Raw genomic sequence first — 23960 nt, forward strand, 5'->3', positions numbered from 1 at the left:
ATGGCCCTGATTTCGATGCGGCAACTTCTGGATCACGCCGCCGAGCACGGTTACGGTGTGCCAGCCTTTAACGTGAACAACCTGGAACAGATGCGCGCCATCATGGAAGCCGCCGACAAGACCGATTCCCCGGTCATTGTTCAGGCCTCTGCCGGTGCCCGCAAATACGCCGGTGCGCCGTTCCTGCGACACCTGATCCTCGCGGCCATTGAGGAATTCCCCCACATTCCGGTGGTTATGCACCAGGATCATGGCACCAGCCCGTCGGTGTGCCAGCGTTCCATCCAGCTGGGCTTCAGCTCCGTGATGATGGACGGCTCCCTCGGTGAAGACGGCAAAACGCCGACCGAGTACGACTACAACGTCGACGTGACCCGTCGTACCGTGGAGATGGCGCACGCCTGCGGCGTTTCCGTGGAAGGCGAGCTGGGTTGCCTGGGCTCCCTGGAAACCGGCCAGGCCGGTGAAGAAGACGGCATCGGCGCTGAAGGTACCCTGGACCACAGCCAGATGCTGACCGATCCGGAAGAGGCGGCCGACTTCGTACAGAAAACCCACGTCGATGCCCTCGCCATCGCCATCGGCACCAGCCACGGGGCTTACAAGTTCACCCGTCCGCCGACCGGCGATATCCTGGCCATTGACCAGATCAAGGCCATCCACGCCCGGATCCCGGACACCCACCTGGTTATGCACGGTTCCAGCTCCGTGCCCCAGGATTGGCTGAAGATCATCAACGAGTTCGGTGGTGAGATTCCCGAGACCTACGGCGTTCCGGTTGAAGAAATCGTCGAGGGCATCAGGCACGGCGTTCGCAAGGTCAACATCGACACCGACCTGCGCCTGGCCAGCACCGGTGCGGTTCGCCGTTTCCTGGCGGAGAACCCCGCCGAATTCGACCCGCGCAAATTCCTGAAGGCCACCATGAAGGCGATGACGGACGTTTGTATTGACCGTTACGAAGCCTTCGGTACCGCCGGCAACGCCAGCAAGATCAAGCCGATCAACCTGGAGCAGATGTTCGAGCGGTATGCCTCCGGTGAGCTGGATCCGAAAGTGAAGTAAGTTCCTGTGCTACTGCCCCTTGACCTTTAGAGCTCGGGGGCAGAGCCCAGGAAGAACAACCGTTCAGAAAACGCCCATGAATACATCCCTGTAGGGCTTGGTCGCGCCATCCCTGGCGCTCCACATTTCTGAACGGTTGCTCCCCCTGCGCTCTCTGAGCCTGATCTCCCCGCGCCAAATGATCTGTCTCAACTGAAAACAACACGAGCCTTGTAATTTCCCGCACCTCATCAAATATAGTAACTAGTATCCGGACAATTCGACCGGAAACAGGAATCTGTGGTGAGGACACGAATGGACTTCAAAGACTATTACGCCGCCCTCGGTGTGAGCGAGTCTGCCTCCCCCGAGGACATCAAGAAGGCCTACCGAAAACTGGCCCGGAAATACCATCCGGATGTCAGCAAGGAAACCGGCGCTGACGAAAAGTTCAAGGACGTCGGCGAGGCCTACGAGGTGCTTAAAGATCCCGAAAAACGGGCCGAATACGATCAGTTGCGCAAATATGGTGCCCGAGGGGACGGCTCGTTTGAGCCGCCACCTGGCTGGCAGAGTGCGTCCGGCTTTGGTGGCGGTGGCTATACTGACGCCGACGCCCGGCAGTTCAGTGATTTTTTCGAGGAAATCTTTGGTGGCGGCGCACACGCAGGGGGCTTTTCCCGGGGTGGATTCGGTGCAACCGGCAGGGCGGGAGGATTCCGCCAGAACATGCGTATCCGGGGTGAGGATGTCCACGCCAGGCTTGCGTTGTTTCTGGAGGAAGTTTTTCACGGATGCGAGAAACAGGTCTCGTTTACCGTGCACGAGCCGGACGAGCACGGCCGCATGATGCCGCGGCAGAAGACCCTGAAGGTAAAAATCCCGGCCGGGATGCGGGAGGGTCAGCATTTGCGCCTGAAAGGTCAGGGCTCGCCAGGCAGTGGCGGCGGCGACGCCGGTGATCTGCTACTGGAAATTGAACTGGCGCCGCATCCGACCTTCGCGGTAGAAGGTCGGGACGTCCTGGTTACGGTCCCCATTGCGCCCTGGGAGGCCGCGCTGGGGGCCAATGTCACGGTGCCGACAGTGGGTTCCCGGGTCAATGTGAAAGTGCCCAAGGGGTCGTCCAGTGGCCGGAAACTGAGACTGAAAGGCAAGGGTTTTCCGGGCAAGCACCCGGGCGACCAGATCGTGGTTCTCCAGATTGTGATGCCGGAGCACCATGCCCCGGAAGCCGAAAAACTCTACAAGCAATTGGCGGAGGCAGAAAGGAATTTCAACCCACGCAGTAAGCTGCACGTGTAATCATGGAGTAACGGCATGAGCAGGAACAACGAGACGCTGACGGTCGAGATTGTTGAGCCTCAGGCAACCTTCACGCTGCGCGAAATTTGCGAGCGAGGCGATTGCCACGCGGAACTGGTGTTGAAGATGGTGAGCTACGGGATTATCGAGCCCGTTGGAGCCCTCACGCAGGAGCAGGATCGACAGTGGGAATTCGATCTTGCTGCACTTCTGCGTCTTCAAAAGGCCATGCGGCTGCAGCGGGACCTGAAAATGAACCTGCCGGGATTGGCCATGTCACTGGAGCTCCTCGATGAAGTGGAGACCATGCGCCGGGAAATCGGCCGCCTTCGGCAGCAGTTGGGTCAGCTCTCACCGGATCAGGACAGCGACTGATCGTAAAGCCTGTTGTTGTTTACTTGCCGCTGGAGAGTTTCTCGATTTCCGCGTAGATCTTTTCGGCCTCCTCCATAAGCGTGCCGTGGGTGCGCAGGTCTCCGTTGCGTTGGGCATGCAGCGCCTTCTCGAGTTTGTCCTCGTAAGCTTTCTGCAGTTTTTTCTTTGGATCGCCTTTCAAAAATCCGAGCATGGTCGTGCTCCTTCCTTCGAGTGTTTTCAAGAGTACGGGGTGGCTGTTTAAAAGTTCACTCAACCCCGGGTTCCGGCTCCCTCACGGGAATCCGCACTGAAATAACTGCAACAAAATCCTACATAAAAACGCTCCCCTATGGTCCGGGTTTTGCTGAAACTATGCGAGATAAACCGCACGGGACGCTGGAAATAAACGCGAAGGATGCTGCAGTACCCACGTTGACGGAGTCCTTATGACCCCTCGATTTTTGAAACAGCTGGCCACAAGTCGGCTGCTAAGACCTGTTTTCCTGATACTGGTGATCGCCGGTCTGGCTCAGGTGGTGGTCAGTCAGTGGCTGATTTCAAACCAGGTTGAGCGCCTGGTGGCGACTGCCGGATCCGCTCTTGAGTCCAGCAGCAGTGAAGTCAGTCGGTCCTTCGGTGAAACCCGTGAAGATGTCCGGGGGCGCCTGCAGATCATGCGCGAGAAGACCATCGACGAACTGGCCAGCGAACTGACCCGGCAGCAGACGGACCAGCAGGAGCGCGTGGCCAGCAATGTTCGTTCCGCGGTGATGGCGGAGGCCCAGGGGCTGGCCAACGTGCTGGCGGCGGTTGCGGCCCCCCTGATCTGGGACCGGGACATTCCCCGCCTGACCGATCTCGTGGAACTGGCGGATGCCAGGGAGTCGGTGCTGTTTGCCATTTATTACGACCAGTACGGCGAACGCATGACCCGGTACGTGGATCGGACAGACGATCGGGTGCGCACCCTGATGGAGCAGGGAGAGGGCCGGGGTGCCGCAAACCGGGTTCTCGATGCGGCCAGCCGCGACCCCAACGTGGTCATCATTACCGCCGATATCAAGCCTCAGGGCTCGGCCATCGGCCAGCTCAAGCTGGGCTTGTCGCTCGAAGGCATCAATCGTGATCTGGCCCAGCTGGAGGAGGAGTTCAGCGCCACCATCTCGGGCAGCATAGAGGCGTCACGCCAGACCCTGCAGGCAGAAACGGAACAGGTGAACCAGCGGCTTCAGCAACAGCTGGCCGGCATGGGCGCCGATACCCAGGCGCGAATTCAGAACACCGTGGATTCCCTGAATCGTGAAGCCTCCAGCCTGGCGGCCAATCTTTCGATTCTGGCCATTGGTTCGGTGCTGGTGCTGATTATCCTGGTTGCGGCGGTGCTCGGGGGCGGCCTGTTGCCCCGGGTTCTGCGGCTGAGCTCGGCGATCTGGGGCATTGCGGACGGTGAGGCCGATCTGACCCGACGGGTGTCCCTGAAAGGCCGGGATGAGCTGACCGAAATGGCGCGGGGCATGAACCAGTTCATCGCACGGATCCAGGAGCTGGTTTCGGATGTGAAAGCCTCCGCCGAATCCGCTGCCGGGCAGGCACGGGAGCAGGGCGATATCAGCCGTGAGGCAGTATCGGCAGTAAACCATCAGCAGCGAGAGGTCGCCGACGTTTCCGAGACCATGGCCGCCATGTCGCGGAGCATCGCCGAGGTGGCCGACAGCATTCAGGAAGTGGCCGGATCGGTGCAGACCATTGGTGCGGAGAGTGAGGCCACCGCTGGAATTTCCCGGGACGTCCGGGAGCGGCTTGACGGCGTGGTGCGCAATGTTGAGTCGGCGGTAGCGGCGGTCAATGAGCTCAACCACCAGAGCACGGAAATCAATTCGGTGCTTTCGGTGATCGGTGCCATTGCGGAGCAGACAAACCTGCTGGCCCTGAATGCGGCTATTGAGGCCGCGCGGGCGGGCGAGTCTGGCCGGGGATTCGCGGTCGTCGCCGATGAGGTCCGGACACTGGCCAGCCGAACCCAGGAATCCACCACCGAGATCCAGACGATCATCGAGCGCCTCCAGCAGGGCAGTCGCCAGGCGGTGTCGGTCATAGACCGGGTGTCGGGTCAGGTGGCCGAGTCTTCAACAGAGTTCCGCAAGGCGGATGAGCACTTCGAACAGATTAACCAGTTGCTTGGCAGTCTGCAGGAGCGGGCGCTGACTATCTCTTCGGTAGCCGAGGAGGAGGGGCAGCATGCCGGCAAGGTCAGTGTCAGTGTTGAGGACATTGCCCGCTCGTCGGAAACCACTGTCGAGGCCATCCACCGCTCGGACAATGCCAGCCGCCGGATCGGCGAACTGCTGACGGCGCTTCAGGCCAAGGCGTCACAGTTCCGCGTGTAACGGCATCGGGGCAGCCTTTGCCGGGTCAGGCTGCCCGTCTCATCAACCGCAGAGCCGGGCCCGGGCGGCATCGTATTCCGATTTGAGTCGGCTCACCAGTGCCTGCACGCTGAGCACGTCATGGATCTGACTGACACCCTGGCCGGCTGACCACACGGTCTTCCAGGCTTTTGCCTCATCGTCCACCGGTTTCAGCTTCTCACCGTAATCAATGTCCCCGGCCTGGTTGAGTTTGTCCATCGGATAGCCGGCGGCCTCGAGGCTCTGGCGCATGAAGCTGGCGGGCACGCCCGAAACGGCGGGCGTGTGGATGATGTCCGCCGACACCGCCTCAATAATCATGTTGCGGTAGGCCTCCTCGGCCTGGGATTCCACGGTATTGATAAAGCGGGTGCCCAGGTAGGCCAGGTCCGCGCCCATGGCCTCGGCTGCCAGCAGGTCCTGCCCGTGTGAAAGGCCACCGGCGAGCAGCACCGTGCCGTCAAAGACCTCGCGGATCTCGTGCACCAGGACAACCGGGTTGATGGTGCCGGCGTGTCCACCGGCGCCTGCGGCCACCGCGATGATGCCGTCGACACCCGCCTCGGCGGCCTTGCGCGCGTGCTTCTGGTTGGTGACGTCGTGAAATACCGCGCCACCGTAACCGTGCACCGCGTCGACGACCTGGCTTGCTGCGCCCAGAGACGTGATGACAATGGGCACTCGATGTTTGACGCAAAGTTCCAGGTCCGACTGCCAGCGCGGGTTGGTGCGATGGACAATCAGATTGACCGCATAGGGAGCCACCGGGGCTCCGGGGTTCTGCTGCCGGAAGCGGTCAAGCTCGGAGTTCATTTGTTCGAGCCAGGCTTCAAACCCTTCGCTGGTGCGCTGGTTCAAAGCGGGAAAACTGCCCACCACCCCCTCCTTGCAGCACGCCAGGGCCAGTTCCGGGCCGGAGATCAGGAACATGGGCGCCGCCACCAGAGGCAGGGTCAGGTTGCCGGAGAGGGATGCTGGTAAGGCCATGAGTTTTCCTTAATTTTTGTTGGAACTTATATAGGTTATAAAGGATCTTAGCCTGCCGGGGTGGTCCTGAATACGGTCGCTGCCCCGGGAATGCGTGGAAAATACTACCAACAATAAGGAGCCCGCAATGGGTGAAGCAAAACGTCGCCGGGAAACCGGAGCCCCAGCGCCACAGAAAACCGGCAATAAGCCCCTGTATATCGGCGTGGCGGTATTGGTCTTGGCCGCTGTTGCCATCGGTCTGTTTTTCCTGACCGCCAAACCGAAGCCCTCTTCGAGTGAGCTGCCTGTTGCCGCGTCCAACGCCGATCCGTTTCCGGCCGAACTGGACCGGTATGGCGTGTCGGTGGGGCCCGCTGATGCCCCGGTTGTGGTGCGTGAGTTCGCAGACTACCAGTGCCCGGCCTGTGGCCGCTTCTCTGACGCCAGCCAGAAGCTGAAAGCACAGTATGTTGAAGCCGGAAAAGTCCGCTTTGTCTATTTCGACTTGCCGCTGCAGCAGCACCAGAATGCCATGCCGGCCGCCCAGGCAGCCCGCTGTGCCGGTGATCAGGATGCCTACTGGGACATGCATGACCAGCTTTTCGCGGCCCAGTCCGAATGGAGCAGCTCCGACGATCCGGTTGCCACGTTCACCCGTTATGCCGGGGAGCTGGGCCTGGAGGAACGGCGGTTTCGCCGGTGTATGACCACGGAGCTGCATCGTGAAGCCGTGGAAGAAAGCCGTCGTGTGGCCATGCAGTTGCGGGTTGCCAGTACGCCAACGGTGCTGGTGGACAATATCCGGCTGCCCCGTCCCGGATGGGGCCAGCTGTCCGCCGTGGTGGAACGGGAACTCGCCAACACGACCGAGTGACCGGAGGGTTTCGGCCAGTCCGCACTTGATCCCGGGCCAGAGTTGGTGAAAAATTGCGCCCTCTCTGGCCTTAGCCTTTGAATGAAACCAAAGCCATGCTCCGGATTTACGGTCCGGCCCGCAGGAGAAAACATGAGCAATGATGTAGTTGTCTGCGCGCTCTACAAGTTCGCAGTTCTGAATGATTACCAGTCCCTTCGCCAGCCGTTGCTGGACACCATGTTGGCCAACGAGGTCCATGGCACCCTGTTGCTGGCGCGCGAGGGCATTAATGGCACCATCGCCGGCAGCCGCGAAGGTATCGATGCGGTCAAGGCGTGGATCGACCGTGATCAGCGTTTCGATGGAATTGACTACAAGGAATCGTTTGTGGACATCCAGCCGTTCAAGCGCACCAAAGTGAAGCTCAAGAAAGAGATTGTCACCATGGGCGTGGACGGGATCGATCCGAAGCGCATTGTTGGCACCTACGTGGATGCCCGGGAGTGGAATGACCTGATCTCCGATCCGGAGGTGGTGCTGGTGGACACCCGAAACCAGTACGAAGTGGAAATCGGCACCTTCGAGAATGCCCTGAACCCGTCAACGGACACCTTCCGGGAATTTCCGGACTACGTGAAGGAGAATCTCGATCCCTCGAAACACAGGAAGGTCGCCATGTTCTGCACCGGCGGTATTCGATGCGAGAAATCGACGGCCTATCTGAAAGAGCAGGGCTTCGAGGAGGTCTACCACCTCAAGGGGGGCATTCTGAAATATCTCGAGGAAGTGCCGGAGGAGCAGAGCCTGTGGCACGGGGAATGCTTTGTCTTTGATGACCGGGTCACGGTGAACCACCGTCTTGAACGGGGCGACTACGACCAGTGCCATGCCTGCCGGCGCCCGATTACCGAGGACGACAAACAGCGCCCTGAATACGAGCAGGGCGTGAGCTGCCACCAGTGCATCGACTCGTTGACCGAGGAGCAGAAAGCGCGGTTTGCGGAACGTGAACGACAGATGCGGCTGGCGGAGCAACGGGGTGAAGCCCACGTGGGTGGCGATGCCGCTCGCATCATCGCCGAACGAAAGGCTCTGAAAAGAGCGGAACGCGAACGTCAGGCGCGAAAAAGTCTGGCTGGCGAAAAGCATCGTAAATCCGCGGGAGCCTGAACCGACAAACCAGGAGCACTTCATGGAACTCAAGAACGCGGTCGCGATTGCCCTTATCGGAGCTGCTCCACTTGCCCAGGCTCAGGACCGGGGCGACGTCAACTCTGAGTTCGAGATTGGAATCCTGGTGACATCAGGCAATACCGAGGAAAGCAACCTGAATGGCCGGCTGGCCATTGGTAATGAATTTCCGCGCTGGCGTAACATGGCCGAGTTCAGTGCCAGGCACACCGAGTCGGAGGACGAAACCACGGCCGAGCAATACCAGGCCGAGGGCGAGACCAACTACAAGTTCGACGAGCGCCAGTACTGGTTCCTTCGGGGCGCCTGGGAGGATGATCGCTTTTCCGGTTATGACTTCGAGTCGTCGGTCACCGCAGGTTACGGTAATCGCCTGTGGGAGTCTGGTGATCAGTCATTCTGGAGCGTCTCCACGGGTCTGGGTTACCGGTACAATCGACTGGATGAACCCGATGAGAACGGCGAAAACGCCGAGGATTCCGCAATCGCCCGATTCGCCACCCAGTTTGATTACGCGATCTCCGACCGCGCCCTGTTTCGTCAGAAGCTGAGCACAGAAGTAGGCCTGGAGGAAAACAATACCATCAGTGAATCGGAAACCGCGTTGCAGGCGACCGTGGTCGGTAACCTGTCGATGAAAGCCGCGTTCCGGGTCAAACACGTCTCAGACCCGCCTGAAGGAAAAGAGCGCACGGATACTGAAACCGCCCTGACCCTGCTCTACACCTTCTGATCAGACGTTGTTCCGCAACCCCAGTTCATCCGGGTAGGGAGTGAGGTAGTGCTGGACGGTCAGGTAATCCACCGGCTCCCTGCGTTGCGCCATGCGCAGCAGGGTCATGGGCACAACGAGCGGCACCTCGCCGCGGCGGTAGGCTTCCATTTGTTCCAGCAGCACTTTCCGGTCTTCATCCCCCATGGAGTCCCGGAGGTAGCCCATCAGATGCTGCATGGCGTTCATGTGTGAACCCCGGCTGACCTTCTGGCTCATGGCCTCCATAAACAGGTGAATGTACCGGTCGGCAAGGACGTCCAGAGGCTCCGACTTCAGGTCGCCCAGCATGGGGCCGAGCTGGCGGTAGATCTTTTCCGAGTGCGCCAGCAGCTGGAATTTGTGGCGGGTGTGGAATTCGATCAGAGCCTTCGCACTCAGGTTCTCCCCGGCCACATTCTGCATCCAGTCGTCGTAGGCGAAGACCCGTTCGATAAAGTTTTCCCGGATCAGGTCATCGTTGAGCCGGCCCTCCTCTTCCACCGGCATCAGCGGATAGGTGCGGATCAAGGCTTCGGCGAACATGCCCCGGCCGTCCCGGCGCGTCACCTGGCCACCCTCATTGTGGACCTTGATCCGTTCCATACCGCAGCTGGGGGATTTCGCCATCAGGATGTAACCGCGCAGGTTGGCAAGCGTGGGCATTACCGCATCAATGAAGCTCTGCATGGCGTCGGTGTGATCATTCTCGCCCTTGGTTTCGATCAGCCGCAATCCTTCGGGGTATTCCCTCAGATGGATGGCCGGGCGAGGCACTCCCAGGCCGGCCTCGAGCTCGGGACAGATCGAACGGAACTCGAAATGCCTGGACAGGACCTGGGTGCAGTAGCGGGAGTGTTTGTGTCCGCCATCATGACGGACCTCCTTGCCAAGAAGGCAGGTACTGATACCGACGGGAATCTCGCTCACGTAACCTCTCCGATCAATAAAAGGGTCTCTGTAATACGTGATTTCAGTCTAAACCGATCAAGTAGAGAAGGTGAAACCGATCAGTGCACCCGGTGCCGTTTTTTCTTCTTCGCCTCGAGGGCGAGACAGTTGGCATAGATACCTCGAACGTCCCGGGCGAACTGCTCCACAGAGTAATCTCCTGCGAATTCGAGAGCCTGGGCAGCGAGCTCCCAACGGAGCTCGTCGTCCTCGAGCAGCCGCTTCACCTCGTGAACCCACAGGTCCTGATTTTCAGGCGTCTTGAAGCCGTTAAATCCCTGCCGGACCACGTCTTCAATGCCGCTGGACCGCACCGCAACCACGGGCAGGCCGGCGGCCATGGCTTCCAGGATGACCATGCCCTGGGTTTCCGATTTCGAGGCAAACAGGAAGGCATCCCCCAGGTGGTACCAGGTGCTCATGTCTTCGGGCGGGACGGCGCCAACGAGGGTGAAATGCCGTTGCAGGTCCAGCTCCTCGATTTTCTGTTGCAGTCGGTCACGCTGGTGTCCGTCACCGATCATCAGGAACCGGAAGGGGACGCTGGTTTCCCGGCGCAGGGCGTCGATTGCCTCGATCATGAAGTCGATGTTCTTCTCATTCGAGAGTCGGGAAACGCTGATGAACACCTTCTCGTCATCCAGCTCCAGTGTTTCCCGCAAGTTCTGGATGTCCTCCTCGCGAACCTCCTGAAAGCGCTGGAATTCGATGCCCGTGGGCTGGACGTACGTGGGGGTCTTCACACCAATCATGCGCAGGTACTCTTCCGTTGAGTAGGTGGGCACGATCACCGCGTCACACTTGTTGGCGAAGTGCTTGATCAGGGCGTGGGAAATCAGGTTGCGGAACAGCATGCCGGGCAGGGGCACGAAGTGGGCATAGTGTTCGAGCCGGGTGTGATATGTGTAGATGGACGGAACCTTCAACGTCCGTGCCAGGAACAATCCCAGGGATCCCAGCCAGAAGGGATGGTGCAGGTGGATGATGTCCGGGCGGAAGGCTTTGACACCCTTGCGAATGCGAGCCAGGAATATATTCGCCAGACGGAATTCCCCTTTCTCGCCCATGGCCAGCAGGGAGGGTACCCGCAGAACCTGCTCCTCGTTCTCAGGCTGATCCTTGTACCGGGGAGCAACGATGAGGAGCTTGTCGCCCAGCTTTTCCAGGCCCCGGCGCAGGCGCTCGATGGAAATGGGCACGCCGCCGATGAACGGCAGATAGTTGTTGGTGAACATGGCGACGCGAAGCGGCTTTTCCAGCCAGGGCGACGGATCCAGGTCGTAGTCCGGGTAGTAGTCCTTGGCGACGAAAATCGTGGTGTAGAGCTTGATGGTGATGGCCACGAACACGGCGAGGATCAGGATGAAGTTCAGGTAGCCGGAATAGATCAGGGAGTAAATAAAGAACCACAGGCTCTCCAGCTGTTTCAGAACCGGATGCTGGCCGACTTTCAGCCGTTCCAGGGAATGGCTGATTTCGCCGTCTGCCCCAACGCTGACCTGCACGAAGTGGTAGAAGCTGGTCTCGTTGTTAAGGACCAGGCCGCCGGCGCCACCGGTGGTGATGAAGGTGGTCTCGCCTTTTACGGCTTCCGAATAGAGCGACAGGTTGGCCGAGAACACCAGATCAATGTCGTGCCGCTGGATCTCCTGCAGCAGCGCACTCCGGAATTCCGGGGGTTGCAGGTAATCCTCACGCTGATCGAAAGGCGCATTCTTCTCCGGCTCCAGGGGCGGATGGCCGATGAACAGGATACGGGCTTTCGAGTTGTCCTGGGCCAGCAAGTCATTGAGCCAGCGAATCTGCCACTGCCAGGGCGTCTTGCCGGTGCTGTCCAGAAAGATCAGCCGGCTGCTGCCAGCCTGGATGCTGAAAAAATGCGGGCCAAAATGGTCGTAGAACCGAAAACTGCCGAAGTCCTCGTATTCGTGGGCGCCAAAGGTCAGCAGGTATGGAATCTTGAGGTGTCCCAGGCTGCCATAGAGCGCCCGGTACTTGTCCTCGCTGCCGCCACTGACGGCGTTGCCCGCGGACACCATGAAATCAAGCCCGGAGCTGTTCAACTCGGGAATGATGCGTTCCTCGAAGATGCCGATGGAATTATTGATGTTACCGACCACGGCAAAGCTGACCGGGAGGTCCGGGGTGGTGGTTTTCTGGATACGCTCCACCTGCTCGGTATGGAGGCCCTTGAAGTCCTTCATGAACAGGTTGAGATAGGCTTTGTAGCCCACCAGCAGGATCACAATAACCAGGCACAGGTAGAACAGCAGTTTCAAAGGGTTTCGGAGGATCATTCCGGGTTCTCGCGGTCTTTTATCAGTTCCCTCTGCAACACGATCAGCCCGATGATCATGCCCAGGTATATGGTCAGCAGGCGCCAGCTAACGGTCACCAGCACCAGATGGTTGCCCGACAGAATATCGCGAAAGAAGCTCCCGAATACACCTTCGGAGATGCCCGAGGCGCCAGGGGTGGGCGAGAAATACATGATGAACGTGGTCACTACCAGCAGTCCCAGGGTTACCAGGTAGTCCACCTGATACCCGAGGCTGTGAATCAGCAGCGCCGGAAAGCTGAACAGGCTGAGCAGGAACAGGGCGGTGAAGAGCACCGACAGAAGCACGTACTTCGGCTTGCCCTTGATGTAATCACCGAAACTGTCCGAGAACCGGAGCATTTCCCGCCGGGCCTTGAACTGCCAGCGCCGGTGCCGCTCTTCGCTGATCAGGTGGAGGTGGCGAAGCGTCACCAGCAGCCGGGTCAGTGGCACGATCAGCCAGTGGGTTCGAAACAACAGGATGGCAAAGAACCCAAGGTAGAGAAAAATGAACACCGCGAGTGCAACACCAATGTTGCCGGTGATGGTGTGGTCCTTCAGCGCCCTCAGGGTCAGCAGGAAAACCGGTGTCAGTGTGAAGATAAACAGCACGGCCAGGACTGTGCGAATCGTCGTGGCCGCCGTGGCCCGCCCCATGGGCACGCCGTGCCGGTGCAGGTACCAGATCTGGGCGAAGCCGCCCCCGGTCGCCATGGGCGTCACGTTGGAGAAGAACAGGTTGATGAACACCAGTCTGAACATCACCTTGAACGGCAGCCGGTGCCCGAGGGCGCGCAGGGTATAGTGCAAACGCAGGCCATCGGAGAGGAAATAGACCAGCAGCAGAAGCCCCGCCATCAGCAGCGTTGAGGGCGCAACCAGTCTCGGGTCGAAGGTGATACTGCGTCCGGCAAACTGATCGTAGACCGTGTACAGGCCGGCCGCGGTCATGCCGATAAAAATCAGGCTGAAGACGGTGAGTCGTCGCCAGGACGTCCGTTTCGGGTAATCGCTTTCGGTGAAGTCGGTCATGGGCTGCCCGTCAGGTTGAGACGGGCAGTTTACAGGAGGTTATGCGCTGGTTGTCCAGTCGGGGGTCAGTGGCCATACACCATCATTGTGGTGTCGGTGATGGCAAAGTCGGTGAACTGCACGCTGCCTATGCTGTTGGGTCCGATCCGGAACGTGGGCATGTCGATGTCCGCGCGGAACTCGACATCGTGCACCGACAGACCTTCCTTGCCGGAGGCCGCGCTGGTTCCCCGGGACAGTTTGGCGGTGGCGCTGGCCATGCCGAAATGGCCGAGGGTGTCGTTCCCGCGCCGGTTGTGAATCTGGAGCCCCTCAATGCCGACGGCGGCGAAGTTGAAAACCAGAATCAGGTCGGCCGCGTCCCAGTCCAGGCTGCCGTTGGTGATTTCGAAATGGGTGTCCAGCTGCAGCTCCGATCCGGACACGGTATTGCCGTTGGCCAGGGTGCGCGTGTTGGTGCCGCCGTTGCGGATCACCAGATCGGTCGGGCCGACGTAGCCCTGCAGCAATACATTGGAAAAGAGGTTGGTGGTGCCTTCACTGCCGCTGGTCGTGAGGCTGTCGACAGCCAGCTCGAAGTCCACGGCCCTCAGGTAGTCGTCCAGTACCGTCGGGTCGCCGTAGTCAGTCGCGCCCAGGTGGATTACCAGGTCACCGCTGTTGAACTGTTTGCCGAATTCGCCTGCAACGCTGTATTTGGCGAGGGCATCGGCGACATCAGCGTTGCCGGTGCTCAGCAGCCCGGCATCGGCCCGCCGTGCGATCTCCGAGAATCCGTGCTCCAGCACTTCGTCCTGGCCGGCGATATCGATGGTCACCTTCATGTTGTCCAGAACCGTGTCGTTCTGGCCGGAAAGTCGGAGACCGTTCACGTTGATCGAGCCTTCGTCGATCCAGCTCAACCGATCAACCGAGACCTTGGTTTCCATCTCGATCGTCACACCTGCCTGGCCGGTGACACCGGCAAGGGCACTGTCATCCATCGATCTGAATTCGGCCATGGCCGGCAAGGGCAGGGGAAGCGCGATCAACAGGGCGGCCAGGTGACACGATGGACGGTGTCGTCGAGCGGGTGATGCACAGCTGGAACAGGCGTGTGACAGAGTCATGGTGGCCCCAAAATCCATTTTCGGTGTTTGTTGTTGTGTACGAGGAAAGCCTACCAATGCTTTCCGGGCCGCAGGACAGCACAACCAATGCAGCGGACATTCGGTTTTGTTACACGTTGTTACGATAGGCGGGATGGTGCCACAGGTCTGTGAGCTGAATCACAACCTCAGGGGCCTTGTCCTATGAGGTCAACGCTTGCTGGATCAGTAACTTCTGGTGCTCCGCGAAGTCGCGGATCAGCGCCTGGGCCTTGGCGCTATCCCGGGAAAGAACCGCCTGAGGCAGGTGGGTAAAGAACTTGCTGGTCTGGTTCAGACCCTTGCGGTAACGATCCGCGCTCAGATAGTAGGCCCGGCTGACGGCGGGCTTGAAGTTGGAAAGGGCTTCGGTCAGGTACGGGTTGCCCACCACCTCGCAGCAGGCTTCCATGACCGCGAAGCTGGCTTCGACAATGGCGGTGATGTTCGCGGATGGTTGGTTCATCTGATCAACCACTTTAGCCACGGCATTGAGCAGTGGCTGCCGGTCCGGCTCCTGCCAGCGTTCACACAGCCGGGCCGCGAGCATCATCAGCAGGTGCATGTATACGTCATACAATTCCGAAGCGTGTTCGGCATCCAGGCGGGTTGCCGAGGCGCCCTTGCGTGGAGTGATGTCCACCAGATGCCAGCGTTCCAGCGTATACAGGGCCTCCTTCACCGAGGCCCGGCTAACCTTCAATTCCCCCGCCAGGGTCGCTTCCTGAATGCGTTCCCCCGGCCGGATCTGCCCGGTCATGATCCGCTCCGCCATGTAGTTGGCAATTTCTTCTGCCAGGGTGTTCGGCACCTGAAAATCCATAAGGGCTCTCTGAACAGGACGTAAAAGCCGGCTGGCCGCAGATAGAATCAGCCCGGCGCTGAAATCTGTGTGCATGAGTCTATCACAGCCATCCTGAGGGGGAGCCCCAACCCTTTGATCTCCGGGCGGCTTCCCGGTCGTGTTCAATATTTTCCCGGTAGGCATTGACGACTGCAATATTGTAGGACAATAATGCACAAAACAACAGGTGGCGATTCGTCACCCAGAGAATGCCGAAGGAGAGAGTCATGAATACCAGCCAGTTGTCGGTCAGCCGGGAGGCGACGCGCCGAAGAATCCTGCTGACCCTGAAGAAGTACAGCTACCTGATCGCCATGATCCCCCTGGCCCTGCCGCCCCTGTTGCTGGCCGCCGGTCATGCCACCGGCCTGGTTAACCTGTTTTCCTGGGGCGTTCCGGTGGTGGTGTTCGGCATCATTCCGATACTTGACATGCTGTTGGGCAAAGATGGCCTGAACCCCGATGAGGAAGCGGACGTGCCTCGCATGAACAGCGAATTCTTTTACCGGGTGATCACCCTGGGCTGGGTGGCAGGCTTCGGCATCCTGCTGGTGTGGAGCATGCTGGAACTCGCTTCGGGCACGTTCAATGCGGTCGGCGGACTTGGCTGGATAGTGTCCATTGGCATTGTGGGTGGCCTTGGTATCAACGTCGCCCACGAGCTGATCCACAAGGACGCAAAACTGGAAACCCGCGCCGGAGGCCTGTTGCTCTCGTTGGTGTGCTACGGCGGCTTCAAGGTGGAACATCTGCGTGGCCACCACGTGCATGTGTCCACGCCGGAAGACGCTTCATCATCCCGTTATAACCAGTCGCTGTACGAATTCCTGCCCCAGGCCTACGTCCGCAACTTCCTCAATGCCTGGAAACTGGAAGCCCAGCGCCTTGAGCGCAAGGGGCTGAAGGCCCTCAGCTGGCGCAATGAACTGGTCTGGTGGTACAGCATCAGCGCGCTGGCGCTCACCGCCTTTGCGATCGCCTTTGGCTGGCTGGGTGCCGCCTTCTTCCTGGGGCAGAGCTTTATTGCCTTCACCTTGTTGGAAATCGTCAACTACCTCGAACACTACGGTCTGCATCGCCGCAAGCTGGACAACGGCCGGTACGAACGCACCACCCCCGAACACAGCTGGAACAGCAACTACTTCCTGACCAACGTCTTCCTGTTCCACCTCCAGCGCCACAGCGATCACCACGCATACGCCAAACGCCGCTACCAGGTACTCAGGCACCACGAAATTGCCCCGCAGTTGCCGGCCGGCTATGCCGCAATGATTGTCGTCGCCATGTTTCCGTCGCTGTGGAAGCGGATCATGAATCCGCGGGTGGAGGCTTATTACCGGGGGGAGGAGCATCAGTTGGCTTCCTGATTTGGTCTTTGGCCTCCACTCGTTTGGTGGGGGAGGTGGTGATCGGGGGAATTTTTCTCCAGAAGAATCGCAAACTCGCTTCGCTCAGACAGCGATTTTCTTCCGAAAAACACCCCCGATCACCACTACCGAACCCGGTGGAAGTAAAAATAAAAATGTTACCGAACAAGGGAGGCAAGGGCATAGAAAACACGGGATAGAAGGTGCGTTCATGTGTTCCATGGTGTTTTACAACAGCTTGACGGCGGTGGTGTGGGGGTAGTTTCTGCAGGGAAAACCGGATGTCTGAGCGAAGCGGGTTGCGGTTTCCCGGAAGAAACTACCCCCACGCCCCCGCCCCCCCCCCCCCAGGCGCAAAAAAACTTCAGAGCGTCTCTGAAGAACCGCCGCTACAGCGGCCCTCCGGCCCCGCCGGTTCGTCTCTGTCCGCGGGGTCTTTTTTTATACCCTTGAAATCCCTTTGAAACGCACACAGGTATACTCTCTGAATTCTGCGAATAAAGAAGGGAAAAACATGCCCAAGCATTTTGAACACGCTGCCGGCCTTTACGAAGACCCCGTTCCCGAAACCGAAGGTTATGTCTTCAACCAGACCATGATGCGCATCAAGGATCCCGAGCGTTCCATGGATTTCTACACCCGTGTTTTGGGCATGCGCCTGGTTCGCAAGCTGGACTTCCCGGAAATGAAGTTCACGCTGTACTTCCTGGGCTATCTGGATGAACGCCACGCTCAGCAGGTCCCGACCGACGACGCCTACCGCACAACCTACACCTTTGGCCGGGAAGCCATGCTCGAACTGACCCATAACTGGGGCACCGAGGACGACAAGGATTTCGCTTACCACAATGGCAACGACGAGCCCCAGGGCTTCGGCCACATCGGCATCGCCGTGCCGGATGTGTATGCGGCCTGTGAGCGCTTCGAGAGGCTGGAGGTTGAGTTTGTGAAGAAGCCGGACGACGGCAAGATGAAAGGTCTGGCGTTTATCAAGGATCCGGACGGCTACTGGATTGAAATCCTGCAGCCGAACATGATGCAGAAGCAAAGCAACGGCAGCTGATTCGAGCTAGCTCGCGGTATCGGCGTCTGCGCCGGTACCGGCCTTCCCGCCATAACGAGAGGCCACGATCACCGCTGCCGTTAGGATCAGCGCGCCGGCGATGCCGATAGGCCCCAGAATCTCTCCGAGGAACGCCCAGGCCAACAGGGCCACGAACAGAGGCTCCAGTGTCACGATGATGCTGGACAATGTGGCCGGTGTGGTGCGCATGCCGGAAAAAAAGCTTACGTAACCAATGCAGGTCGGCACCACGCCGATGTAGGCCACCATCAGCCACTGCTGAATCCCCAGCGTTTCCAGCCCCGCAAAACCGCCGGACAGCCAGGCCACCGGCCCCAGGATCAGTGCGGCGGTAAAGAAACAGATAAAGGCGGTGGTGAACACCGGGGTCCCGGCTGAGTTGTAGCGGCTGGTGAGGGTGAATCCGGTGTAGACCACGGCGGCCAGCAAGGCCATCAGGATGCCCGCCAGGCGCAGGGTGCCGGTGGTGTCCATGTCGCTCAGCACCAGCATGGCGGTACCGAAGATGGCCGCAATGAGCGAGAGCACGGTCAGCAGGCCGGGTTTCTCGCCCAGCAGCGGAGCAGCCAGAATGGCCACCAGTACCGGCGGCAGACACAGGGCGATCAGGGTAGCGATACCGGCGCCTGTCAGGTCGACCGCGAGCAGGTAGCTGCCCTGGTAGAAAGCCTGGAACAGCCCGAGCGCCGCCAGGGGTAAAGCGGCTTTCAGCCCGAGGTGTCGCAGGGACGTGCCAGGCGACCGGGTGCCGGGGCTGGCACGTCTGAGCCGCCCCTGTTCCCGCCGCATCAGTAGCCAGAAGAACGGCAAGGCCACGACCAGGCGCAGGAAGCCCAGGGTAATGGCTTCAAGCTCGGTACCGGTAAACAGGAATTTCGCAACTATTCCCGTGGTCGCCCAGAGCAGGGCTGCCAGGGCGATCAGCAGGGCGCCTCGAATCATTCAATAATCAACACAATCAGCTCTTTGGGACCGTGAACGCCGTAAGCAAGGGTTTGCTCAATATCGGCAGTTTTGGAAGGGCCAGAGATTAGCAGGGCATTCGTCGGCATGCCAGCGGCCCAGTTCTGGGCCGTCATGGCGTCCCGGAACGTGGTGTAGAGTTCCGAGGCATAGAGCACCGCCACGTGTACCGGGGGCACCAGGCTCATCAGCCGTGGTTCGTCCGCCGTCGGCCACAGGATCAGCGAGCCGGTTTCGGCAATGCCGCCGCGGGTGGACGTAATACCGGCATCGACGTCGTTGAACAGGGCGGGCTGCCAGCTTTCGATGGGCTCATCGTAGATCAGGAGGTTCGGCAGGTCCTCTCGCTCGGCAACGGACCGGAGCTTGAGTCCGATTTCGTGCTCCCGCGGAATCAGCAGGTTGCGCACCCCCCGGGTGGAGAGGACTTCGGCCAGACGGTCGAGCCAGTTGTCATTGCTGCAGTGGTGGACTTCACCGTGCACCGATTCAATGGCTTTCTCGAACAGCGCGATGCGCTCCGACGTTGACCAGTCCGGCCGTTCAAGCACGGAAAAGTCACATTCGGGGGCCGTCAGTTCGCCGCCGCTGCGGTTGCGCAGGCGCTGGAGGATGGTTTCTCGGGAACTCACTGGCCGCGCTCCTTCATTCGTTCGTGGAGGGTTTTCGGGGCGAGCTTGGGCGCTGTTCGATATTGGGTCCAGCCGCCGATCTGCCCCGGCTGCAGTTTGCGGAAACGGGCCGCCATGTTGGTGCCGAAACGGTAGGCGCCGGGGTGTGCGTGCATCCAGCTCCAGCCCTTCCAGATCATGGCTTCCACCGCGCTGCGTTTGGCGCCATGGCCACGGACCTTGGCCGGGTGCAGCTTGTCGCCATCCACGGATTCCTGGCGCAGCCGCACCAGCAGGTCCGGAATCGGAATCTTCACCGGGCAGACTTCGCCGCAGGCGCCGCACAGGCTGGAAGCGCTGGGCAGATGCCGGCCCTCATCCAGGCCGATCAAATGCGGCATCAGGATCTTGCCAATCGGGCCCGGGTAGGTGGTGCCGTAAGTGTGGCCACCAACGCGGGTGTAGACCGGACAATGGTTCATGCAGGCGCCGCAGCGGATGCAGCGCAGGGTGTCGAGCAGCTCGTCGTCCTGGTAGATGGAGGAGCGGCCGTTATCGACCAGCACCAGGTGCACTTCTTCCGGGCCGTCCAGTTCGTCGGGCTTGCGCGGGCCGGAGATCATGTTGAAGTAGGTGGTGATGTGCTGGCCGGTGGCCGAACGGGTCAGCAGCGCCAGCAGGGCAGTTACGTCTTCCAGGTTGGGAACCACCTTCTCGATGCCGGTAACCGCAATGTGGCAGGGCGGCACGGTGGTGGTCATCCGGCCATTGCCCTCGTTTTCCACCAGGCAGAGGGTGCCGGTTTCCGCGACGGCGAAGTTCACGCCGGAAACACCCACGTCTGCGTTCATGAATTTTTCACGCAGTTGCAGGCGGGCGCTGGCGGTCAGGTATTCGACATCGTGGGACAGGTCGGTCCCGGTCTTCTCGTGCAGAAGCTTGGAGATTTCATCGGTGTTCTTGTGAATCGCCGGCATGATGATGTGCGAGGGCGTTTCGTCCGCCAGTTGCACAATGTATTCACCGAGGTCCGATTCCAGAGCTTCGATGCCCTGCTCCTCAAGGTAATGGTTCAGTTCCATTTCCTCGGACACCATGGATTTGCCCTTGATGACGGTCTTCGCGTCCCGCGCCTTGCAGATGTCCCGGACAATGCGGCAGGCTTCATCGCCATCCAGTGCCCAGTGCACCTTGACGCCGTTTTCAGTCAGCTTCTGCTCCAGCTGCTCCAGCAGGTCCGGCAGGTTGGCCAGTGCCCGCAGCCGGATGTTGGCGCCCAGATCCCGCAGGGTCTCCAGATCCCAGCCTTCGAAAGCGCTTTTGCGCTTGGTCATCAGCCCGTCCATCGCCTTCCGGAAGTTCCGGCGGATCTTCGGGTTGTGAATCGCCGCCTTGGCTCGCGGGTGGAATTCCTTCACATCAATGTGGTGGGGTGAGTGCTCGGCGGTCTCGCTCATGACTGATCCCCCTTCGTGCCGTTGGTGCGTTCCCACAGGAAGCTGAGAATGTGCTGACCCGTGATCGGCTTCCGGTTCTTCTCGGCGTAGCCGTCTATGTTCATCAGGCACCCGCAATCGGTGGTGACGAACGCCTTCGCGCCGGTGTCCACCAGCGTGTCCACCTTTTCACTCACCATGGCGCCGGAGATCTCCGGGTGGCGGATGGCGAAGGTACCGCCGAAACCGCAGCATTCCTCGGTCCGGACCTGCTCCACCAGGTTCACGTTGCTGAGTTGGCCCAGCAACTTGGGGCCCACCTCGGCCACGCCCATTTCGCGGCGCGCGGAACAGGAGGTGTGCATGGCAACGGTGGTGGGTTCACCCAGATCGTCCAGTTTGATGTGGCAGACGTTCAGCAGGAAATCCGTCAGTTCCCAGACCCGCCCGGCGACTTCGGCGGCTTTGACCTCGTGCCCGGTGTCCTTGAACAGGTCCGGGTAGTGCTTGCGCATCATGCCGCCGCAGGAGCCGGACGGCACCACGATGGGCCAGTCCTCGGGGAACAGATCCAGTTGCGCCATCGCCACCGCCCGGGCTTCATCGTGGTAGCCGGAGGTGTAGGCGGGCTGGCCACAGCAGGTCTGGTCCTGGGGAAAGATCACCTCAATGCCTTCCCGCTCCAGCAACTGAATGCCAGCCATACCCGCGTCCGGGTAGAACATATCCACCAGGCAGGTACCGAAGAAATAGACTTTGGAAGGTTTTGCAGGGTAAACCTTGATGGGATCAACCATGTGCCGACGCTCAACCGTTTTGGAATTATTACCACGTAATAATAGGGTGGCGATGGTCCTCTTGCTAGACGACTTTATGGGTACGGTCGGTTCAGCAATGCCCTCCGGATTCGAGCGGGCTGCAATCGCCCTGAAGCGGGCTCTGGAGCGACTCCTGGAGAGCTCGACCGGAATGCCCGGTGGCCAGCAGGACATGCAGTTTGGCAAAGGCGGCTTCCGGGGTCAGGTCTGCTCCCGGGATCACACCGATCCGGTCGAGTACCGCACCCGAAGCGTAGGTTTTCTGGGCCACGCGGCCTGCGGGGCATTGGCTCACATTGACAATCGCGATGCCCCGATCGATGGCCGCTGCAAGCACATTGATCAATGCGGTGTCAGCATCAGGAACATTGCCTGCGCCATAGGTGAGGATGATCAATCCCTTCAATTGGGGAAGAGCCAGTGCGGCGTCAACCAAAGCGGATGAGATGCCCGGAAAAAGGGTCAGAACCGCGACGGAGCGGTGGTCGAGCTCAGGGATCTGAACGTTTGGTTGACCCGCCGGAAGCAACAGGTCACGGCGCAGTTCGAGACCGATCCCGCATCGACCGAGCAACGGCGCGTTTGGGGAATCGAACGCATCCAGTTCACTGGTCTTTAGTTTTCTCGCCCGGTTCCCACGAATCAGTTTGCTCCGGAAACAGATGCAGACTTCAGACACATCGGCACAGGCTGCAAACACCAGCGAGTTGACCAGGTTTTCAATGGCATCGGTACGAGCCTGCTCAAGCGGAAGTTGAGAGCCGGTCAAGATCACTGGCTTGTCGCAACTGCCGAGCATGTACGACAGTGCCGAGGCAGTGGCCGCCATGGTGTCCGTACCATGGAGCAGGACAAACCCATCGTACTGATGCCAGTAGTCGACGAGGGTGCGGGCAATGATGGTCCAGTCCTCGGGCGTGATATTCGCGCTGTCGATAAGCCGCTCAAGCTCGACCACGTCGTAGTCGGGCAGGTCATCGAGCCTTTCTCGGAGGTAGCGTCCGAGGCGCGCGCCGAAATCAGCGCCGGGAACGTAAGCGCCCTGTGAGGCGACCATTCCAATTGTGCCGCCGGTGTACAGCACCAGAATCCGACGACTCACAGCCAGTCTCCCGCCGGCGCGAGCATGGATCTGGGAGAAAGCAGCCGGTCAAGGGCCTCGGCATCCAGCAGGCCTTCGTCCAGCACCAGCTCGCGCACGGTGGATCCGGTGTTGAGTGCTTTCGAGGCAATCCGGGTGGCGTTGGCGTAGCCGATCCTCGGAACGAGGGCCGTGACAATGCCAATGCTGTTGTCCAGGTGCCGCGCGCACTGCTCGGTGTTGGCGCGAATGCCCTGAATGCACCGGTCATCCAGCATGCTGCAGGCGGCCCCCAGCATTTTCATGGAATTGAGCAGGTTATAGACGATCATGGGTTCCATCGCATTCAACTGAAGCTGTCCGGCTTCCGCTGCGAGGGTAACGGCAAGGTCACTGGCAATGACCTGATAGGCGGTTTGATTTACCGCTTCGGGAATGACTGGATTGACTTTGCCGGGCATGATCGACGAGCCCGGTTGAACCGCCGGCAGGAGAATTTCCCCCAGGCCCGTCCGCGGACCAGACGACAGCAGTCTGAGATCATTGCACATTTTCCCCAGCTTGACCGCGAAGCGCTTTAGGATGCCCGAGAACAGCACAAAAGCACCCATGTCCGAAGACGCCTCCACCAGATTGCTCGCGGAGACGAGCGGCTTTCCGGAGATTTGGGCCAGGTAGCCAACCGCAAGTTTCTTGTACAGGGGGTGAGTATTGATCCCGGTGCCAATGGCGGTGCCCCCGAGGTTTACTTCACAGAGCAGTCGGCTGGCTTCGTGCAGGCGATCAATATCCTCGCCGAGGTTCACGCCGAATGCCTCGAATTCCTGGCCCAGGGTCATGGGGACGGCATCCTGAAGCTGGGTACGCCCCATCTTCACGACGTGGTCAAACTGCCGCCCCTTCTCCTCCAGGCTTTCCTTGAGGTGGGTAATTACCTGCTCCAGGGGTTCCGCAGCAAACTGGACTGCGAGGCACACCGCCGTGGGGTAGGCGTCATTCGTGGATTGCGACCGGTTGACGTCATCGTTCGGATGAAGATGTTGGTACTCGCCCTTGCCGTGTCCCAGCTTTTCGAGTGCCAGGTTGGCGATTACCTCATTGGCATTCATGTTGGTGGAGGTTCCGGCACCACCCTGAATAAGGTCGACCACAAACTGGTCATGCAATGTCCCACCGATTATGTCATCGCATGCCGCAATAATGGCCTCCGCCTTATGGGGTTCCAGGTCTCCAAGGTCGCGGTTGGCCATGGCCGCTGCCTTTTTCACCATCACCAGGGCCCGAACCAGGTGTGGAAAGTGGCTGATGGGTACGCCCGTGATCGAAAAGTTATTCAGTGCGCGTTGAGTCTGGATGCCGTACCAGGCGTCGGCCGGTACGGGTAGATCACCAAGGAGGTCGTGTTCGGTGCGAGTGTTCATGGCTTGGGGGTTTCCTTGCGGTGA

The 23960-nt window shown here is 59.9% G+C and carries 22 protein-coding genes; 9 read left to right on the plus strand and 13 right to left on the minus strand.

All coding sequences use genetic code 11. The features are described from left to right. The 3 genes from fba to QQF73_RS04090 all read left to right on the plus strand — a co-directional run bounded on the left by fba (window position 1) and on the right by QQF73_RS04090 (window position 2724). Complete coding sequence (gene fba / locus QQF73_RS04080) at window positions 1-1065, plus strand: class II fructose-bisphosphate aldolase (protein WP_219866712.1); 1065 nt, start codon at window positions 1-3, stop codon at window positions 1063-1065. Between the two features lie 294 nt (window positions 1066-1359). Further along, window positions 1360-2349, plus strand: a complete 990-nt coding sequence (locus tag QQF73_RS04085) for a DnaJ C-terminal domain-containing protein (RefSeq protein WP_219866711.1) — start codon at window positions 1360-1362, stop codon at window positions 2347-2349. A gap of 15 nt (window positions 2350-2364) precedes the next feature. After that, window positions 2365-2724 carry a chaperone modulator CbpM gene (locus QQF73_RS04090; protein WP_219866710.1) on the plus strand — a complete coding sequence of 120 codons (360 nt, stop codon included), beginning with the start codon at window positions 2365-2367 and terminating at the stop codon, window positions 2722-2724. A gap of 19 nt (window positions 2725-2743) precedes the next feature. Here QQF73_RS04090 and QQF73_RS04095 read toward each other — a convergent pair whose 3' ends face one another. Further along, window positions 2744-2917: a DUF6435 family protein gene (locus QQF73_RS04095; RefSeq protein WP_219866709.1), complete on the minus strand. Its 174-nt coding sequence runs from the start codon at window positions 2915-2917 to the stop codon at window positions 2744-2746. 235 nt (window positions 2918-3152) lie between these two features. On the opposite strand from QQF73_RS04095, the gene QQF73_RS04100 reads away from it, so the two are divergent. Further along, on the plus strand, window positions 3153-5093 hold the full coding sequence (locus tag QQF73_RS04100) for a methyl-accepting chemotaxis protein (protein ID WP_219866708.1): 1941 nt from the start codon (window positions 3153-3155) through the stop codon (window positions 5091-5093). A gap of 42 nt (window positions 5094-5135) precedes the next feature. Here the strand turns inward: QQF73_RS04100 and QQF73_RS04105 are convergent, their stop codons facing one another. Next, on the minus strand, window positions 5136-6101 hold the full coding sequence (locus tag QQF73_RS04105) for an NAD(P)H-dependent flavin oxidoreductase (RefSeq protein ID WP_219866707.1): 966 nt from the start codon (window positions 6099-6101) through the stop codon (window positions 5136-5138). Window positions 6102-6228: 127 nt separating this feature from the next. Here QQF73_RS04105 and QQF73_RS04110 point away from each other — a divergent pair, with 127 nt between their 5' ends. From QQF73_RS04110 to QQF73_RS04120, 3 genes are all read left to right on the plus strand, one after another. Further along, the gene (locus tag QQF73_RS04110) at window positions 6229-6957 is read left to right on the plus strand and encodes a DsbA family protein (RefSeq protein WP_285367308.1); all 729 of its coding nucleotides are present in this window, start codon (window positions 6229-6231) and stop codon (window positions 6955-6957) included. Between the two features lie 132 nt (window positions 6958-7089). Next, entirely contained in the window at window positions 7090-8109 is a 1020-nt protein-coding gene (trhO, locus tag QQF73_RS04115) for an oxygen-dependent tRNA uridine(34) hydroxylase TrhO (RefSeq protein WP_219866705.1), read from the plus strand. 22 nt (window positions 8110-8131) lie between these two features. Further along, window positions 8132-8863: a DUF481 domain-containing protein gene (locus QQF73_RS04120; protein WP_219866704.1), complete on the plus strand. Its 732-nt coding sequence runs from the start codon at window positions 8132-8134 to the stop codon at window positions 8861-8863. Here the strand turns inward: QQF73_RS04120 and QQF73_RS04125 are convergent, their stop codons facing one another. The 5 genes from QQF73_RS04125 to QQF73_RS04145 all read right to left on the minus strand — a co-directional run bounded on the left by QQF73_RS04125 (window position 8864) and on the right by QQF73_RS04145 (window position 15134). Beyond that, window positions 8864-9811: a YbgA family protein gene (locus tag QQF73_RS04125; RefSeq protein ID WP_285367309.1), complete on the minus strand. Its 948-nt coding sequence runs from the start codon at window positions 9809-9811 to the stop codon at window positions 8864-8866. It abuts the gene before it with no gap. A gap of 80 nt (window positions 9812-9891) precedes the next feature. Continuing rightward, a complete protein-coding gene (locus QQF73_RS04130; protein ID WP_285367310.1) occupies window positions 9892-12129 on the minus strand; it encodes a glycosyltransferase in 2238 nt (745 codons plus the stop codon). Then, entirely contained in the window at window positions 12126-13184 is a 1059-nt protein-coding gene (locus tag QQF73_RS04135; protein WP_219866701.1) for a lysylphosphatidylglycerol synthase transmembrane domain-containing protein, read from the minus strand. Before QQF73_RS04135 ends, QQF73_RS04130 begins: the two co-directional genes overlap by 4 nt. 65 nt (window positions 13185-13249) lie before the next feature. After that, complete coding sequence (locus QQF73_RS04140; RefSeq protein WP_285367311.1) at window positions 13250-14293, minus strand: DUF6160 family protein; 1044 nt, start codon at window positions 14291-14293, stop codon at window positions 13250-13252. A 181-nt stretch (window positions 14294-14474) separates the two neighbouring features. Beyond that, the gene (locus QQF73_RS04145) at window positions 14475-15134 is read right to left on the minus strand and encodes a GntR family transcriptional regulator (RefSeq protein WP_285367312.1); all 660 of its coding nucleotides are present in this window, start codon (window positions 15132-15134) and stop codon (window positions 14475-14477) included. A 248-nt stretch (window positions 15135-15382) separates the two neighbouring features. On the opposite strand from QQF73_RS04145, the gene QQF73_RS04150 reads away from it, so the two are divergent. Both QQF73_RS04150 and gloA read left to right on the plus strand, forming a co-directional pair. Beyond that, window positions 15383-16522 (plus strand): alkane 1-monooxygenase, encoded by a 1140-nt coding sequence (locus tag QQF73_RS04150; RefSeq protein WP_285367313.1) that lies wholly within the window; start codon window positions 15383-15385, stop codon window positions 16520-16522. Window positions 16523-17036: 514 nt separating this feature from the next. After that, a complete protein-coding gene (gene gloA, locus QQF73_RS04155; protein WP_285367314.1) occupies window positions 17037-17585 on the plus strand; it encodes a lactoylglutathione lyase in 549 nt (182 codons plus the stop codon). 6 nt (window positions 17586-17591) lie between these two features. On the opposite strand, the gene QQF73_RS04160 is transcribed toward gloA, so the two are convergent. The 6 genes from QQF73_RS04160 to QQF73_RS04185 all read right to left on the minus strand — a co-directional run bounded on the left by QQF73_RS04160 (window position 17592) and on the right by QQF73_RS04185 (window position 23936). Then, entirely contained in the window at window positions 17592-18548 is a 957-nt protein-coding gene (locus QQF73_RS04160; RefSeq protein WP_285367315.1) for a DMT family transporter, read from the minus strand. Next, window positions 18545-19201: a LutC/YkgG family protein gene (locus QQF73_RS04165; protein ID WP_219866695.1), complete on the minus strand. Its 657-nt coding sequence runs from the start codon at window positions 19199-19201 to the stop codon at window positions 18545-18547. Before QQF73_RS04165 ends, QQF73_RS04160 begins: the two co-directional genes overlap by 4 nt. Continuing rightward, the gene (locus QQF73_RS04170) at window positions 19198-20637 is read right to left on the minus strand and encodes a LutB/LldF family L-lactate oxidation iron-sulfur protein (protein ID WP_219866694.1); all 1440 of its coding nucleotides are present in this window, start codon (window positions 20635-20637) and stop codon (window positions 19198-19200) included. Before QQF73_RS04170 ends, QQF73_RS04165 begins: the two co-directional genes overlap by 4 nt. After that, the gene (locus tag QQF73_RS04175) at window positions 20634-21413 is read right to left on the minus strand and encodes a (Fe-S)-binding protein (protein WP_219866693.1); all 780 of its coding nucleotides are present in this window, start codon (window positions 21411-21413) and stop codon (window positions 20634-20636) included. Before QQF73_RS04175 ends, QQF73_RS04170 begins: the two co-directional genes overlap by 4 nt. A gap of 91 nt (window positions 21414-21504) precedes the next feature. Next, window positions 21505-22536 carry an asparaginase gene (locus tag QQF73_RS04180; protein ID WP_219866692.1) on the minus strand — a complete coding sequence of 344 codons (1032 nt, stop codon included), beginning with the start codon at window positions 22534-22536 and terminating at the stop codon, window positions 21505-21507. Beyond that, on the minus strand, window positions 22533-23936 hold the full coding sequence (locus QQF73_RS04185) for an aspartate ammonia-lyase (protein WP_219866691.1): 1404 nt from the start codon (window positions 23934-23936) through the stop codon (window positions 22533-22535). Before QQF73_RS04185 ends, QQF73_RS04180 begins: the two co-directional genes overlap by 4 nt. Window positions 23937-23960: the final 24 nt, after the last annotated feature.

The organism is Marinobacter albus, assembly GCF_030238305.1.
GTDB lineage: Bacteria > Pseudomonadota > Gammaproteobacteria > Pseudomonadales > Oleiphilaceae > Marinobacter > Marinobacter albus.

What these genes read in the sequence shown, in the direction of transcription:
- fba (WP_219866712.1), top strand. Translation starts at nt 1, where the DNA reads ATGGCCCTGATTTCGATGCGGCAACTTCTGGATCACGCCGCCGAGCAC.
- QQF73_RS04085 (WP_219866711.1), top strand. Translation starts at nt 1,360, where the DNA reads ATGGACTTCAAAGACTATTACGCCGCCCTCGGTGTGAGCGAGTCTGCC.
- QQF73_RS04090 (WP_219866710.1), top strand. Translation starts at nt 2,365, where the DNA reads ATGAGCAGGAACAACGAGACGCTGACGGTCGAGATTGTTGAGCCTCAG.
- QQF73_RS04095 (WP_219866709.1), bottom strand. Translation starts at nt 2,917, where the DNA reads ATGCTCGGATTTTTGAAAGGCGATCCAAAGAAAAAACTGCAGAAAGCT.
- QQF73_RS04100 (WP_219866708.1), top strand. Translation starts at nt 3,153, where the DNA reads ATGACCCCTCGATTTTTGAAACAGCTGGCCACAAGTCGGCTGCTAAGA.
- QQF73_RS04105 (WP_219866707.1), bottom strand. Translation starts at nt 6,101, where the DNA reads ATGGCCTTACCAGCATCCCTCTCCGGCAACCTGACCCTGCCTCTGGTG.
- QQF73_RS04110 (WP_285367308.1), top strand. Translation starts at nt 6,229, where the DNA reads ATGGGTGAAGCAAAACGTCGCCGGGAAACCGGAGCCCCAGCGCCACAG.
- trhO (WP_219866705.1), top strand. Translation starts at nt 7,090, where the DNA reads ATGAGCAATGATGTAGTTGTCTGCGCGCTCTACAAGTTCGCAGTTCTG.
- QQF73_RS04120 (WP_219866704.1), top strand. Translation starts at nt 8,132, where the DNA reads ATGGAACTCAAGAACGCGGTCGCGATTGCCCTTATCGGAGCTGCTCCA.
- QQF73_RS04130 (WP_285367310.1), bottom strand. Translation starts at nt 12,129, where the DNA reads ATGATCCTCCGAAACCCTTTGAAACTGCTGTTCTACCTGTGCCTGGTT.
- QQF73_RS04135 (WP_219866701.1), bottom strand. Translation starts at nt 13,184, where the DNA reads ATGACCGACTTCACCGAAAGCGATTACCCGAAACGGACGTCCTGGCGA.
- QQF73_RS04140 (WP_285367311.1), bottom strand. Translation starts at nt 14,293, where the DNA reads ATGACTCTGTCACACGCCTGTTCCAGCTGTGCATCACCCGCTCGACGA.
- QQF73_RS04145 (WP_285367312.1), bottom strand. Translation starts at nt 15,134, where the DNA reads ATGGATTTTCAGGTGCCGAACACCCTGGCAGAAGAAATTGCCAACTAC.
- QQF73_RS04150 (WP_285367313.1), top strand. Translation starts at nt 15,383, where the DNA reads ATGAATACCAGCCAGTTGTCGGTCAGCCGGGAGGCGACGCGCCGAAGA.
- gloA (WP_285367314.1), top strand. Translation starts at nt 17,037, where the DNA reads ATGCCCAAGCATTTTGAACACGCTGCCGGCCTTTACGAAGACCCCGTT.
- QQF73_RS04160 (WP_285367315.1), bottom strand. Translation starts at nt 18,548, where the DNA reads ATGATTCGAGGCGCCCTGCTGATCGCCCTGGCAGCCCTGCTCTGGGCG.
- QQF73_RS04170 (WP_219866694.1), bottom strand. Translation starts at nt 20,637, where the DNA reads ATGAGCGAGACCGCCGAGCACTCACCCCACCACATTGATGTGAAGGAA.
- QQF73_RS04175 (WP_219866693.1), bottom strand. Translation starts at nt 21,413, where the DNA reads ATGGTTGATCCCATCAAGGTTTACCCTGCAAAACCTTCCAAAGTCTAT.
- QQF73_RS04185 (WP_219866691.1), bottom strand. Translation starts at nt 23,936, where the DNA reads ATGAACACTCGCACCGAACACGACCTCCTTGGTGATCTACCCGTACCG.